Genomic DNA, 12,589 nt, shown 5'->3' with positions numbered 1-12,589 from the left:
GGTGAGCAAATAAGTCAGTTTGTCAGCGTGTGCCCGGGAAGGGCGACGAAGACCGCGCCGCACTGGCGCAGCAGGGCGTGGGCCTGGCGTTCCAGGTCCGCGCGGTGTTCGGGGGCGGCAATGTCCAGCATGCGGCGCACGCGCTGCGACAGCGTCTGGCCGCGCAGGTCGGCAACGCCGTGTTCGGTGACGATCAGGCCCGCGTCCGAGCGGGGCGTGCTGACCGGGCCGGACAACTGGGCCACGATGCGGCTCGCGCCCTTGGCGGTTGCTGGCAGCGCGACTATGGGCAGGCCGCCGCGGCTGCGCGCGGCGCCGCGCAGGAAGTCCACGGCACCGCCGACGGCGCCGACATAGACGCCGGCGGCAACTTCGGCGTTCACCTGGCCGGTGAGGTCGACCTCGATGGCGGAGTTGATGGCGGTCAGCTTGTCGACGCTGGCCAGCACCTCGGGGTGATGGGTATAGGCGGTCTCGCGCAGCTGCAGCTGCGGATTGCGGTGGGCCCAGCGCCGCAGCCGTTCGCTGCCCATCAGGATGCCGGCGATGCCCACGCCCGTATCGATGCTCTTGCGTGCGTTGGTCAGCACCCCGGCTTCGGCCAGCGCCGCAATGCCGTCGCCGATCGCGCCGCTGTGCAGCCCCAGGTCGCGGTGGCCATTCAGCGCAGCGACCACGGCCTCTGGCAGGTTGCCGATGCCCATCTGCAGGGTGGCGCCATCCTCCACCCAGCCGGCGATGTGGCGAGCGATAGCCTGTTCGGCCGGGCCGGGCGCGCTGCGGTCAAGGCTGATCGGCGGGTGCAGCGCTTCGACCTGCAGGTCGATATCGTCCGCGCTCAGGTAGCGGCTGCCGTGGGTCCACGGCACCTCAGGGTTCACCTCGGCGATGATGACGCGGGCGCGGTCGAGCGCCGCGGGGAGGTATTCATGCACCAGCCCCAGGCTGTGGCGCCCCTGCTCGTCGGCGGGCGAGACCTGCACCAGCGCCACGTCCGCCCGCAGCGTGCCCTGGCGGATCAGCCCGGGCAGGTGCGAATAGTGGCTGGGCACGATGTCCAGCACGCCGGCCCTGGCCAGTTGCCGGTGCGGGCCGCTGGCGGCGTAGCCGAAGAAGTCGAGCACATCCGCCTGGGCCGGCTGCAGCGTGTCTGACTGCCCGATGCCGACAAAGACACTGAGCCGTCCGCCCTGGGCGATGGCGTGGCGGTGCTCCACCAGTGCGCGCGTCAGCGTCAGCGGCTCGGCGGTCGCTTGCCCCCACCAGATATGGTCTCCGGGGCGGATCAGGGCTTGCAGGCGGGAGGCGAGGGTGTGCATGTCCACGGGGCAGCGGTCAGTCGGCGCATGCGCCGGATAGCCCGGAGCATGTTCCCAAAGCGTGGTTTGCGCTATTTGACAATGCCAATGGCGGACTTTGGCGAAAGCGAAAGGCCTTAACCGTCGCCAGGACTTAACCCCGGTGGAAGGCGCGCTTTCGGAAAGGCTGATTGTCCAACCGGCCGAACGCCGCGACTATTGCGGTTATCACAAGGAGGCGGCCGTCCGCCAGAGACCGAACGCAAGCCAAGCGCTATGATCGAACAGACCCAATCGAACAACTTCCAAGAAATCCGCGACGCCATCCGCGCGCTTTGCGCGGAGTTTCCCGATGAGTACTTCCGCAAGGTGGACGAGCAGCGCGCCTACCCCGAGGCCTTTGTCAATGCGCTGACCGCGGCGGGCTGGCTGGCGGCGCTGATTCCGCAGGAGTACGGTGGTTCCGGCCTGGGTCTGACCGAAGCCTCGGTCATCATGGAAGAGATCAACCGCTGCGGCGGCAACTCCGGCGCCTGCCACGGCCAGATGTACAACATGGGCACGCTGCTGCGGCACGGCTCCAGGGCACAGAAGGACAAGTACCTGCCGAAGATTGCCTCGGGGGAATGGCGCCTGCAGTCCATGGGCGTGACCGAGCCCACCACCGGCACTGACACCACCAAGATCAAGACCTCGGCGGTCAAGAAGGACGGACGCTACGTCGTCAACGGCCAGAAGGTCTGGATCAGCCGCGTCCAGCACAGCGACTTCATGATCCTGCTGGCGCGCACCACGCCGCTGGCCGACGTGAAGAAGAAGAGCGAGGGGATGTCCATCTTCATGGTGGACCTGCACGAGGCGCAGAAGAAGGGCCTGACCGTCCGCCCGATCCCCAACATGGTCAACCACGAGACCAATGAACTGTTTTTCGAGGACCTGGAAATCCCCGAGGAAAACCTGATCGGTGAAGAGGGCAAGGGCTTCAAGTACATCCTCGATGGCCTGAACGCCGAGCGCACGCTGATCGCGGCCGAGTGCATCGGCGACGGCTATTGGTTCATCGACCGCGTGACCAAGTACGTCAGGGAACGCGAGGTCTTCGGCCGCCCCATCGGCCAGAACCAGGGCGTGCAGTTCCCGATCGCCGAGTCCTTTATCGAACTGGAAGCGGCGAACCTGATGCGCTGGAAAGCCTGTGAGCTGTTTGACAAGCACGAGCCCATGGGGGCCCAGGCCAACATGGCCAAGTACCTGGCGGCCAAGGCGAGCTGGGAGGCCGGCAACGCCTGCCTGCAGTTCCACGGTGGTTTCGGCTTTGCCTGCGAATACGACGTGGAGCGCAAGTTCCGGGAAACGCGGCTGTACCAGGTGGCACCGATCTCCACCAACCTGATCTACTCTTTCGTCGCCGAACACGTCCTGGGCCTGCCGCGCTCATTCTGAGCGATGGACGGCGCGCCAGCCCCAACATTCAAGGGGCTGGCCAGATGGAACCCCGGCAGCAACGGCGCCGGGGTTCCTGCTTCGCCCAGGCCCCGAATTCCCCTCCCTGTCTCCTCTCTTCGCCCGCGCAGCCGGATCCAGCCCGATCCTCAAATCGGAAACTGCGTCGTCGACAGCACCTGCTTGAGCACCATGAACGAGCGAATCTGCCGCACGCCCGGCAGGTAGAGCAACTGCTCCGCGTGGAGGCGGTTGAAGCTCTCGCTGTCCTTGGTCCTGAGCATCATGATGTAGTCGAACTCGCCGGTGACTTCATGGCATTCCATACAGCCTGATACCTTCTGCGCCGCTTTCTCAAAGGCGGCAAACGACTCGGGCGTGGACCTGTCCAGCACGACCCCGATGATGACCAGCATTCCTGCGTCCAGCGGAGCCGGGTTCAGCAGCGCCACGACGCCGCGGATCAGGCCATCTGCCTTCAGGCGTTCCACGCGGCGCAGGCACGCGGGCGGGCTGAGGCTGACCTTGCCCGCCAGGGCCAGGTTGGAAATGGACGCATCGCGCTGCAAGGCGCGCAGGATGGCCTTGTCCGTGCGATCCAGCACCGGCGCGGGCTGCGCGGAGGTCTCGGATTTCGCACGAAATTTTATTCTGGATGTCGCCATTTCTACGAAATAAAGAAAATTTCATGGTACTTCCTGGCTTTTTATCGTGCAAGAAGTCGCAGATATTTGCAAGCACCTTTCGTCCCAGCCTTCTTATGATGATTCCAGATGCGGCGTCGCGCGGCGTCCGTGCGAATGCCGGGCTTTGCGGCTGCAAGGCGCCCGCATGCCAACCGCAACCTGGAGCCAGTCATGAACCTGAAGCAATTTCCGCGTCATTCCCTGACCTTCGGCCCGACGCCGATCCATCCGCTATCGCGGCTGAGCGAAAGCCTGGGTGGCAAGGTCGAGCTCTATGCCAAGCGCGACGACTGCAACAGCGGGCTCGCCTTTGGCGGCAACAAGACGCGCAAGCTCGAATACGTCATTCCAGACGTGCTGGCGCAGGGCGCCGATACGCTGGTCTCGATCGGCGGGATCCAGTCGAACCACACGCGCCAGGTTGCCGCCATCGCGGCCCACCTGGGGCTGAAGTGCGTGCTGGTGCAGGAGAACTGGGTCAACTACTCCGACGCGGTTTATGACCGCGTGGGCAACATCCAGATGTCGCGCATCATGGGGGCCGACGTGCGCCTGGTCAGCGAAGGCTTCGACATCGGTATTCGCCCCAGCTGGGAAGAAGCCATGGAGAGCGTGCGCAAGGCGGGCGGCAAGCCCTACCCGATTCCGGCAGGCTGCTCGGAGCATCCGCTCGGCGGTCTCGGCTACGTAGGCTTCGCCGAGGAAGTGCGGGAGCAGGAAGCCGGACTCGGCTTCAGGTTCGACTACATCGTGGTCTGCTCGGTCACCGGCAGCACGCAGGCGGGCATGGTGGTCGGATTCGCTGCCGACGGCCGCGCGGACCGGGTCATCGGCATCGATGCATCGGCCAAGCCGGAACCGACGCGCGCGCAGATCCTGCGCATCGCCCGCCATACCGCGGAGCTGGTCGGCCTCGGCCGCGACATCACTGAAGCGGACGTGGTGCTGGACACCCGCTATGGCGGACCCGAATACGGCCTGCCTTCGGCCGGCACCCTGGAAGCCATCCGCCTCAGCGCCAGGCTGGAGGGCATGATGACGGACCCGGTCTATGAGGGCAAGTCCATGCAGGGCATGATCGACATGGTCCGTCGCGGCGAGTTTCCGCAAGGATCGAAAGTCCTCTTTGCACACCTGGGCGGGGTACCGGCATTGAACGCCTACAGCTTCCTGTTCAAGGACGGCTGATTCCATGCGCAGGTGCGCAGCCGGGATTCCCCGGATGCCCGGTTAATCGTTGCCCGCCTGCGCGCCCGCCCCAAAGCGCAGGCGCAGGCTCCGGTTGGCATCGTGCAGCGAACCGTCCGCCGCTTCCACCACGCGGTGCAGGTAGTCTTCGCTGGCGTCTAGCAGCGCCCCGTACAGGGTGTGGCACAAGCCGCGCGCGGTGCGGCCGGGCCAGTCTTGCGGCAGCATCGCTTCGGGCAGGTTGGGGTCGCGCAGCAGCACACGCCGGTATTCGTGCACCAGGAGCGTCCGCACGAAGAAAGCATCGGCCGGAGCAAGCCCGGCGGCCTCTTCGGCCAGCGGCGCAAAGCGGCGCAGCAGTGCCTGCCAGGCAGCGGCCACGTCGCCGAGCTTGAAGGTCTGGTGCATCAGCGCCTGCAGTGGCCGGATGGAAAACGCCTCGAGGCTGCTCGCTTCCATCACCGCCACATCGTCCTGCGCGCGTGCGGCCTGGAGGATTTCGCGCAGCGAGGCGAGGTCCGCTTGGGGGTGGGCCATCACCCCCGGCGCGATGGCGCCGAAGCCCTCCCACAGCAATTCCCGCTTCAGCTTCTGCCGGACCGTGGCGCGTACGTCACCGCGCACCATCACCAGGGTCCAGCGGCCGTCCCATTCGGATGCCTCACCCGCATAGATGCGCTTGCCGGCGTGCAGTACACGCTGCAAACCGGCGTCTGACAGCCCGTAGTAGCTGCGCCGCCCCATCCTGGTCGCGGCCAGCCAGTCGTCGGCGGTAAGGCGGAAGGTGGCGGTGCGCACCAGCCGGTCATTGATGCCGAACGGCGCCGCCAGCCGGATCAGGCTGCCCAGCCAGATGGCCTGCGGCCGCGGCGCCACCACATCGCCGAACAAGGTCACCAGCATGGAATTGGCGCCCAGCTTCAGCCCGCGTGCCAGCCGCGCCACGCGCGGATCTGTGCCTGGCGTCGCCATCGGCCCGCTCCCTGAAGTGATACACAAATGCAGATTGATTGAATCAAATTGTATCACTACCATCCGTTGCAACTGACGATGTTGATGCAGGTCAAGACCCCGATTCAGAGCAACCAAGAGCGGAGCAAAGGATGTACGCACAGCTGGTGGAGACAGGAGCGACGAGGCTTCGCGCCATGGAAGAAATGGAGCCGCAGGAGCGCGAGTTCCAGGCGCGCGTCGATGCCGGGATCAAGATCGAGGCCAAGGACTGGATGCCGGAGGCCTATCGCAAGACCCTGGTCCGCCAGATCTCGCAGCATGCCCATTCCGAGATTGTGGGCCAGCTGCCGGAAGGCAACTGGGTCACCCGCGCGCCGACGCTGGAGCGCAAGGCAGTCTTGCTGGCCAAGATCCAGGATGAGGCCGGCCATGGCCTGTATCTCTACAGCGCGGCCGAGACCCTGGGCGTGTCGCGCGACCAGATGCTGGGCGACCTGCACACCGGCAAGGCCAAGTATTCCAGCATCTTCAACTACCCGACGCTGAGTTGGGCCGACATCGGCATGATCGGCTGGCTGGTCGACGGCTCGGCCATCATCAACCAGGTGCCGCTGTGCCGCTGCTCGTTCGGGCCCTATGCGCGCGCCATGGTGCGCGTGTGCAAGGAAGAGTCGTTCCACCAGCGCCAGGGCTACGACATCCTGCTGTCGCTGTGCAACGGCACCCCCGAGCAGAAGCAGATGGCGCAGGACGCGCTCAATCGCTGGTGGTGGCCGGCGCTGATGATGTTCGGCCCGTCCGACGGCGATTCGCCCAACAGCGCGCAATCCATGCAATGGCGCATCAAGCTGTTCTCCAATGACGAGCTGCGCCAGAAGATGGTCGACCAGACCGTGCCGCAGGCAGAGTACCTGGGCCTGGCCATTCCGGATCCCGAACTGAAGTGGAACGAGGAGCGCGGCCACTATGACTTCGGCGAGATCGACTGGTCCGAGTTCTACAACGTCATCCAGGGCAACGGCCCCTGCAACCGCGAGCGCCTGCGCACCCGCGTCAAGGCCTGGGAAAAGGGCGCGTGGTTCCGCGATGCCCTGGTGACCCACGCCGACAAGCAGGCCCAGCGCGCCGCCGCGTGACCCCGCGGCGCCCGGCGCCGCCATCCGTCCAACGCAATGACACAGGAGGTTGCCATGAAAGAGTGGCCGCTTTGGGAGATCTTTATCCGCAGCCAGCACGGCCTGGCCCACAAGCACGTGGGCAGCCTGCACGCGCCCGACGGCGAAATGGCGATCAACAACGCGCGTGACGTCTATACGCGCCGCAACGAGGGCGTCAGCGTCTGGGTGGTGAAGGCCGGCGACGTGGTCGCCAGCAGCCCCGGCGACAAGGGCCCGCTGTTCGAGCCGGCCAACAGCAAGGTCTACCGCCACCCGACGTTCTTCCCGATGCCGGAAGCCGTCAAGCACATCTGATACGGCCCGCATGATGGACAACCACAAGCTCGAATACCTGCTGCGCCTCGGCGACGCCACGCTGGTCCTTGGCCAGCGCTTGTCGGAATGGTGCGGCCGCGGCCCGGCGCTGGAAGAGGACATCGCGCTGACCAATGTCGCGCTCGACCTGATCGGCCAGACCCGGCTGTGGCTGGGCTACGCCGCGGAAGTGGAGGGCGCCGGCCGCAGCGCCGACCAGCTGGCCTACCTGCGCGACGCGCACCAGTTCCGCAACCCGCTGCTGGTGGAGCAGCCCAACGGCAGCTATGCCGATACGCTGGCGCGGCAGTTCCTGTTCGACACCTGGCACTACTTCCTGCTCGACGGGCTGCAGCGCTCGACCGATGCCCGCATCGCCGAGATCGCCGCCAAGTCGCTCAAGGAAGTGACCTACCACGTGCGCCGCAGCGCCGACCTGGTGGTGCGCCTGGGCGACGGCAGCGAAGAGAGCCACCGCCGCATGCAGGATGCCTTCAACGACCTGTGGATGTTCAGCGATGAGCTGTTCGAGTCCGACGCGGGCGACGCCGCGCTGGTGCAGGCCGGCCTGGTGCCGGATCCCGCATCACTGGCCGAACCGTGGCAGCGCCACGTGGCCGCGGTGCTGGAAGAAGCCACGCTGCAGCTGCCTGCGGGCACGTGGTCGCAGAGCGGCGGCCGCCACGGCCGCCATACCGAACACCTCGGCTACCTGCTGGCCGAAATGCAGTTCCTGCAGCGCGCCTATCCGGGCGCCAGCTGGTGAACGCCATGACTGCGCAAGCGATCGCACGCCCGGCGCTCGGGCAGGTCTGGACCTGGCTCGATACGGTGCCCGATCCCGAGATCCCGGTGATCTCGGTGGTGGATCTCGGCATTGTGCGCGACGTGGCATGGGAGGACGACGCCTGCGTCGTCACCATCACCCCGACGTACTCCGGCTGCCCGGCCATGACCGTGATCCGGGAGGAGATCGAGCGCACGCTGGCTGCGCAGGGCATTGCCAGCGTGCGCGTGCGCACGCAGCTGGCGCCGGCCTGGACCACCGACTGGATGACGCCGCGCGGCAAGGCCAGCCTGGGCGGCTACGGCATTGCGCCGCCGGCCCAGCAGGTGATCGACATCAGCGGCATCAGCCGCAAGGCGGCGCCGGCGCTGGTGGTGGCGTGCCCGCACTGCGGCTCGCGGCACACGCGGCTGGTGAGCCAGTTCGGCTCGACCGCCTGCAAGGCCCTGTACCGCTGCGGCGACTGCAAGGAACCGTTCGATTACTTCAAGGCGCACTGAGCCTGACCGGGGTAGTGAGATGAGCAAATTCCATGAACTGACCGTGGCCTCGGTCACCCGCGAAACCCGCGATGCCGTGGCCGTGACCTTTGCCGTGCCGGATGAACTGGCCGACACCTACCGCTACATCCAGGGCCAGCACCTGACGCTGCGCACCGGCATCGGCGGCGAGGACGTGCGCCGCTCGTACTCGATCTGCTCGGCGGTGCAGGACGCGCAGCTGCGCGTCGCGATCAAGCGCGTCGACGGCGGCCTGTTCTCCAACTGGGCCAACGAACAACTGCAGCCCGGCATGAAGCTGGAAGTGATGCCGCCATCCGGCCACTTCCACGTGCCGCTGTCTGCCACGCAGGCGAGGCACTACGTGGCCTTCGCCGCCGGCAGCGGCATCACGCCGATGCTGTCGATCATCAAGACTACGCTGGAGGCCGAGCCCCAGAGCCGCTTCACGCTGTTCTACGGCAACCGCGCCTCGTCTTCGGTGCTGTTCAAGGAAGAGCTGGAAGACCTGAAGGACACCTACCTGCAGCGCTTCAACCTGGTGTTCGTGCTCAGCCGCGAGCAGCTGGATATCGACCTGTTCAACGGCCGCATCGACGGCGAGAAGGTCAATGCCTTGCTCAAGCACTGGGTCAAGCCGCAGGACATCGACATCGCCTTTATCTGCGGCCCGCACTCGATGATGGAAGAGGTGTCGCAGGCGCTGCTCGACAACGGCGTGGACAAGGCCCGCATCAAGCGCGAGCTGTTTGCCACCAGCATTCCCGCGGCCCGCCCGGCGGCGCATGCGCACAAGCAGGTGGGGCAGCAGCAGTGCGAGGTCACGGTGATCCAGGACGGCCGCACGCGCTCCTTCACGCTGGAGAAGAACAAGGAGACGGTGCTGGATGCCGCGCTGGCGCAAGGCATCGAGCTGCCTTACTCATGCAAGGGCGGGGTCTGCTCGACCTGCCGCTGCAAGCGCATCGAAGGCGAGGTCGACATGGACGTCAACTTTGCGCTGGAGGACTACGAAGTCGCGCGCGGCTTCATCCTCAGCTGCCAGAGCTACGCCGTCAGCGACAGGCTGGTGATCGACTTCGACCAGGAAACCTGAAGCGCTTCCCGCGGCAATCCCTTGCCGCCATCCCGAACCATACGCAAACCATTCTGCCCCCGGAGCAAGCCGTGTCCCATCCGTTTTTTGAACGCCACCAGGCGCTGCTGGAACAAGCCACCCAAGCCATTGCCGAGCGCGGCTACTGGAGCCCGTTCAGCGAAATGCCGAGCCCCAGGGTCTACGGCGAAACCGCCAACGCCGACGGCAAGGCTGCCTTCGAGGCCCGCCTGAACCGCCCGTTCGCGCTGTCGCAGCCGGGCACCGTCGGCCAGGCCGGCAAGGAAGTCTCGCCCTACGGCGCGGAACTGGGCATCACCTATCCGAAGCCCGACCTCGACCAGCTCTTTGCCGGCATGGCCGAAGGCATGCCGGCCTGGCGCAAGGCCGGGCCGGAAGCCTGGGTCGGCGTGTCGCTGGAAATCCTGCAGCGCCTGAACCGCCGCAGCTTCGAGATTGCCTACGCGGTAATGCACACCACCGGCCAGGCCTTCATGATGGCCTTCCAGGCCGGCGGCCCGCACGCGCAGGACCGCGGGCTGGAAGCGGTGGCCTACGCCTGGGACGAGATGCGCCGCATTCCGAAGCAGGCCATCTGGGAGAAGCCGCAGGGCAAGAACGAGCCGCTGCGCATGGAGAAGCGCTACAGCGTGGTGCCGCGCGGCGTGGGCCTGGTGATCGGCTGCTGCACCTTCCCGACCTGGAACGGCTATCCCGGCCTGTTCGCCAGCCTGGCGACCGGCAACGCGGTGGTGGTCAAGCCGCACCCGGGCGCGATCCTGCCGCTGGCGATCACCGTCGAGGTGGCGCGCGAGGTGCTGCAGGAAGCCGGCTTCGACCCCAACCTGGTCACGCTGGTGGCCAACGACCCGACCGAGCGCATGGCGTCCACGCTGGCGCTGCGCCCGGAAGTGCGCCTGATCGACTTCACCGGCAGCAGCGCCAATGGCAACTGGCTGGAGCGCAACGCGCACCAGGCCCAGGTCTATACCGAGAAGGCCGGCGTCAACCAGATCGTGATCCACTCCACCAGCGACTTCAAGGGCATGGTGCGCAATATCGCGTTCTCGCTGGCGCTGTACTCGGGCCAGATGTGCACGGCACCGCAGAACATCTATGTGCCGAAGGGCGGCATCGACACGCCGGAAGGGCACCTCAGCTTCGACCAGGTGGCCGCGGCGATCGGGGAGGGCGTGGTCAGGCTCACCAGCGATGCGGCCAAGGCGGTGGAGCTGCTCGGCGCGATCCAGAACGACGGGGTGGTTCAGCGCATCGAATCGTCGCGCGCACTGGGCGAGATCGTCGCCGACAGCCGCGTGCTGGAGCACCCGGAGTTCCCCGGCGCGCGCATCCGCACGCCGCTGGTGCTCAAGGTGGACGCCAGCGACGAGGACAAGATCATGCAGGAATTGTTCGGCCCGATCTCGTTCATCGTCGCCACCGACAACACCGCGCACAGCATCGCGCTGGCGCACCGCGGCGCGAAGGAACATGGCGCACTGACGTTGTCGGCCTACACCACCGATGCCGGCATGGCCGAGGGCATCCGCGAAGCCGCCGAGGACGCGGGCGTGGCCCTGTCGCTGAACCTGACCGGGGGCGTGTTCGTCAACCAGTCGGCCGCGTTCAGCGACTTCCACGCCACCGGCGCCAACCCGGCAGCCAATGCCTCGCTGTCGGATGCGGCTTTCGTCGCCAACCGCTTCCGCGTGGTACAGAGCCGTTCCCATATCTGAGGCAGTCGCAGTACCCGGCGCCGGCCCCCAATAGAAATGCGGCGCAATCATAACGATGATGGAGTAGACAATGGTTCAACGCATCCCCAACCCCAACGAGCTGGAGCCGATCGAGCGCGCCAGCCGCGACGAACTGCAGGCGCTGCAGCTGGAACGGCTGAAATGGAGCGTGCGCCATGCCTACGACAACGTGCCGCATTACCGCAAGGCCTTCCATGCGGCCGGGGTGCATCCGGACGACCTGCAGTCGCTGTCGGATCTGTCGAAGTTCCCGTTCCTGACCAAGCAGGACCTGCGCGACAACTATCCCTTCGGCATGTTCGCGGTGCCGCGCGAGAAGGTGGCGCGCGTGCATGCGTCGAGCGGCACCACGGGCAAGCCGACCGTGGTCGGCTATACCGCGAAGGATATCGATACCTGGGCCAGCGTGGTGGCGCGCTCGATCCGCGCCGCCGGCGGCCGCGCCGGCGACCTGGTCCATGTCAGCTATGGCTACGGCCTGTTCACGGGCGGCCTGGGTGCCCACTATGGCGCCGAGAAGGCCGGCTGCACGGTGATCCCCATGTCCGGCGGGCAGACCGAGAAACAGGTGCAGCTGATCCGCGAGTTCGAGCCCAACATCATCATGGTGACGCCGTCATACATGCTGAACCTGATCGAGGAGATGGAGCGCCAGGGCATGGATCCGTCGGAAAGCTCGCTCAAGGTGGGCATCTTCGGCGCCGAGCCGTGGACGGATGCGATGCGCGCCGAAATCGAGGCACGTGCTGGTATCGACGCGGTGGACATCTACGGCCTGTCTGAAGTCATGGGGCCGGGTGTCGCTTGCGAATGCATCGAGAGCAAGGACGGTCCGGTGATCTGGGAAGACCACTTCTACGCCGAGATCATCGATCCGGTCACCGGCGAGGTGCTGCCGGATGGAGAAGAGGGCGAACTGGTGTTCACGTCGCTCACCAAGGAAGCGCTGCCGGTGATCCGATACCGCACGCGCGACCTGACGCGCCTGCTGCCGCCCACCTCGCGTTCGATGCGCCGCATCGGCAAGATCACCGGCCGCTCGGACGACATGCTGATCATCCGCGGCGTCAATGTGTTCCCGTCGCAGATCGAGGAGCTGATCCTGAAGACGCCGGCGCTGGCGCCGCAGTACCAGCTGGTGGTGACCCGCGACGGCCACCTGGACAAGCTGGAAGTGCGCGTCGAAGCGCGGCCCGGAGGTTCGGCACCCCTCTGCGCGGACGACCGCGCGATGCTGGAGCGCGAGCTGAAGGACCAGATCAAGACCTACGTGGGCGTGACCACGCGCGTGCAGGTGGTGGATGCGGACGGCATCGAGCGCACCACGGTCGGCAAGGCACGGCGGGTGCTCGATATGCGGCCGAAGTTCACGCACGAGCAGCCGGTCGGGGCGATCTGAACGTATCGC

The 12,589-nt window shown here is 66.4% G+C and carries 12 protein-coding genes; 9 read left to right on the top strand and 3 right to left on the bottom strand.

What is annotated here, in order from left to right; all coding sequences use genetic code 11:
* Positions 1-14: 14 nt before the first annotated feature.
* Positions 15-1,319, bottom strand: a complete 1,305-nt coding sequence (locus AC3WRR_RS13560; RefSeq protein ID WP_492297233.1) for an acetyl-CoA hydrolase/transferase family protein — start codon at positions 1,317-1,319, stop codon at positions 15-17.
* A 255-nt stretch (positions 1,320-1,574) separates the two neighbouring features.
* Here AC3WRR_RS13560 and AC3WRR_RS13555 point away from each other — a divergent pair, with 255 nt between their 5' ends.
* The gene (locus tag AC3WRR_RS13555) at positions 1,575-2,741 is read left to right on the top strand and encodes an acyl-CoA dehydrogenase family protein (protein ID WP_010809316.1); all 1,167 of its coding nucleotides are present in this window, start codon (positions 1,575-1,577) and stop codon (positions 2,739-2,741) included.
* Between the two features lie 149 nt (positions 2,742-2,890).
* On the opposite strand, the gene AC3WRR_RS13550 is transcribed toward AC3WRR_RS13555, so the two are convergent.
* Complete coding sequence (locus AC3WRR_RS13550; RefSeq protein ID WP_492297231.1) at positions 2,891-3,406, bottom strand: Lrp/AsnC family transcriptional regulator; 516 nt, start codon at positions 3,404-3,406, stop codon at positions 2,891-2,893.
* Positions 3,407-3,598: 192 nt separating this feature from the next.
* Between AC3WRR_RS13550 and AC3WRR_RS13545 the strand changes: the two genes are divergently transcribed.
* Positions 3,599-4,615 (top strand): 1-aminocyclopropane-1-carboxylate deaminase, encoded by a 1,017-nt coding sequence (locus AC3WRR_RS13545; RefSeq protein ID WP_010809318.1) that lies wholly within the window; start codon positions 3,599-3,601, stop codon positions 4,613-4,615.
* Positions 4,616-4,657: 42 nt separating this feature from the next.
* On the opposite strand, the gene paaX is transcribed toward AC3WRR_RS13545, so the two are convergent.
* On the bottom strand, positions 4,658-5,587 hold the full coding sequence (gene paaX / locus AC3WRR_RS13540; RefSeq protein ID WP_492297229.1) for a phenylacetic acid degradation operon negative regulatory protein PaaX: 930 nt from the start codon (positions 5,585-5,587) through the stop codon (positions 4,658-4,660).
* A 131-nt stretch (positions 5,588-5,718) separates the two neighbouring features.
* Between paaX and paaA the strand changes: the two genes are divergently transcribed.
* From paaA to paaK, 7 genes are all read left to right on the top strand, one after another.
* Positions 5,719-6,705: a 1,2-phenylacetyl-CoA epoxidase subunit PaaA gene (gene paaA / locus AC3WRR_RS13535; RefSeq protein WP_492297227.1), complete on the top strand. Its 987-nt coding sequence runs from the start codon at positions 5,719-5,721 to the stop codon at positions 6,703-6,705.
* A gap of 54 nt (positions 6,706-6,759) precedes the next feature.
* Entirely contained in the window at positions 6,760-7,041 is a 282-nt protein-coding gene (paaB, locus tag AC3WRR_RS13530) for a 1,2-phenylacetyl-CoA epoxidase subunit PaaB (RefSeq protein ID WP_010809321.1), read from the top strand.
* A 10-nt stretch (positions 7,042-7,051) separates the two neighbouring features.
* Positions 7,052-7,807 carry a 1,2-phenylacetyl-CoA epoxidase subunit PaaC gene (paaC, locus tag AC3WRR_RS13525; protein ID WP_454749261.1) on the top strand — a complete coding sequence of 252 codons (756 nt, stop codon included), beginning with the start codon at positions 7,052-7,054 and terminating at the stop codon, positions 7,805-7,807.
* 5 nt (positions 7,808-7,812) lie between these two features.
* The gene (gene paaD, locus AC3WRR_RS13520; protein WP_439669084.1) at positions 7,813-8,328 is read left to right on the top strand and encodes a 1,2-phenylacetyl-CoA epoxidase subunit PaaD; all 516 of its coding nucleotides are present in this window, start codon (positions 7,813-7,815) and stop codon (positions 8,326-8,328) included.
* A 19-nt stretch (positions 8,329-8,347) separates the two neighbouring features.
* Positions 8,348-9,424, top strand: a complete 1,077-nt coding sequence (paaE, locus tag AC3WRR_RS13515) for a 1,2-phenylacetyl-CoA epoxidase subunit PaaE (protein WP_010809324.1) — start codon at positions 8,348-8,350, stop codon at positions 9,422-9,424.
* 71 nt (positions 9,425-9,495) lie between these two features.
* The gene (gene paaN, locus AC3WRR_RS13510; RefSeq protein ID WP_010809325.1) at positions 9,496-11,160 is read left to right on the top strand and encodes a phenylacetic acid degradation protein PaaN; all 1,665 of its coding nucleotides are present in this window, start codon (positions 9,496-9,498) and stop codon (positions 11,158-11,160) included.
* A gap of 70 nt (positions 11,161-11,230) precedes the next feature.
* A complete protein-coding gene (gene paaK, locus AC3WRR_RS13505; protein ID WP_010809326.1) occupies positions 11,231-12,580 on the top strand; it encodes a phenylacetate--CoA ligase PaaK in 1,350 nt (449 codons plus the stop codon).
* Positions 12,581-12,589 lie beyond the last annotated feature (9 nt).

The sequence above is a fragment of the Cupriavidus sp. FW305-3-2-15-C-LB2 genome (genome assembly GCF_058787575.1).
This window is presented reverse-complemented; position numbering and strand designations above follow the sequence as displayed.

Coding starts and splice junctions, on each gene's coding strand:
- paaE (WP_010809324.1), top strand. CDS start 8,348: ATGAGCAAATTCCATGAACTGACCGTGGCCTCGGTCACCCGCGAAACC.
- paaD (WP_439669084.1), top strand. CDS start 7,813: ATGACTGCGCAAGCGATCGCACGCCCGGCGCTCGGGCAGGTCTGGACC.
- AC3WRR_RS13550 (WP_492297231.1), bottom strand. CDS start 3,406: ATGGCGACATCCAGAATAAAATTTCGTGCGAAATCCGAGACCTCCGCG.
- paaC (WP_454749261.1), top strand. CDS start 7,052: ATGATGGACAACCACAAGCTCGAATACCTGCTGCGCCTCGGCGACGCC.
- paaK (WP_010809326.1), top strand. CDS start 11,231: ATGGTTCAACGCATCCCCAACCCCAACGAGCTGGAGCCGATCGAGCGC.
- AC3WRR_RS13560 (WP_492297233.1), bottom strand. CDS start 1,319: ATGCACACCCTCGCCTCCCGCCTGCAAGCCCTGATCCGCCCCGGAGAC.
- paaX (WP_492297229.1), bottom strand. CDS start 5,587: ATGGCGACGCCAGGCACAGATCCGCGCGTGGCGCGGCTGGCACGCGGG.
- paaB (WP_010809321.1), top strand. CDS start 6,760: ATGAAAGAGTGGCCGCTTTGGGAGATCTTTATCCGCAGCCAGCACGGC.
- AC3WRR_RS13555 (WP_010809316.1), top strand. CDS start 1,575: ATGATCGAACAGACCCAATCGAACAACTTCCAAGAAATCCGCGACGCC.
- paaA (WP_492297227.1), top strand. CDS start 5,719: ATGTACGCACAGCTGGTGGAGACAGGAGCGACGAGGCTTCGCGCCATG.
- AC3WRR_RS13545 (WP_010809318.1), top strand. CDS start 3,599: ATGAACCTGAAGCAATTTCCGCGTCATTCCCTGACCTTCGGCCCGACG.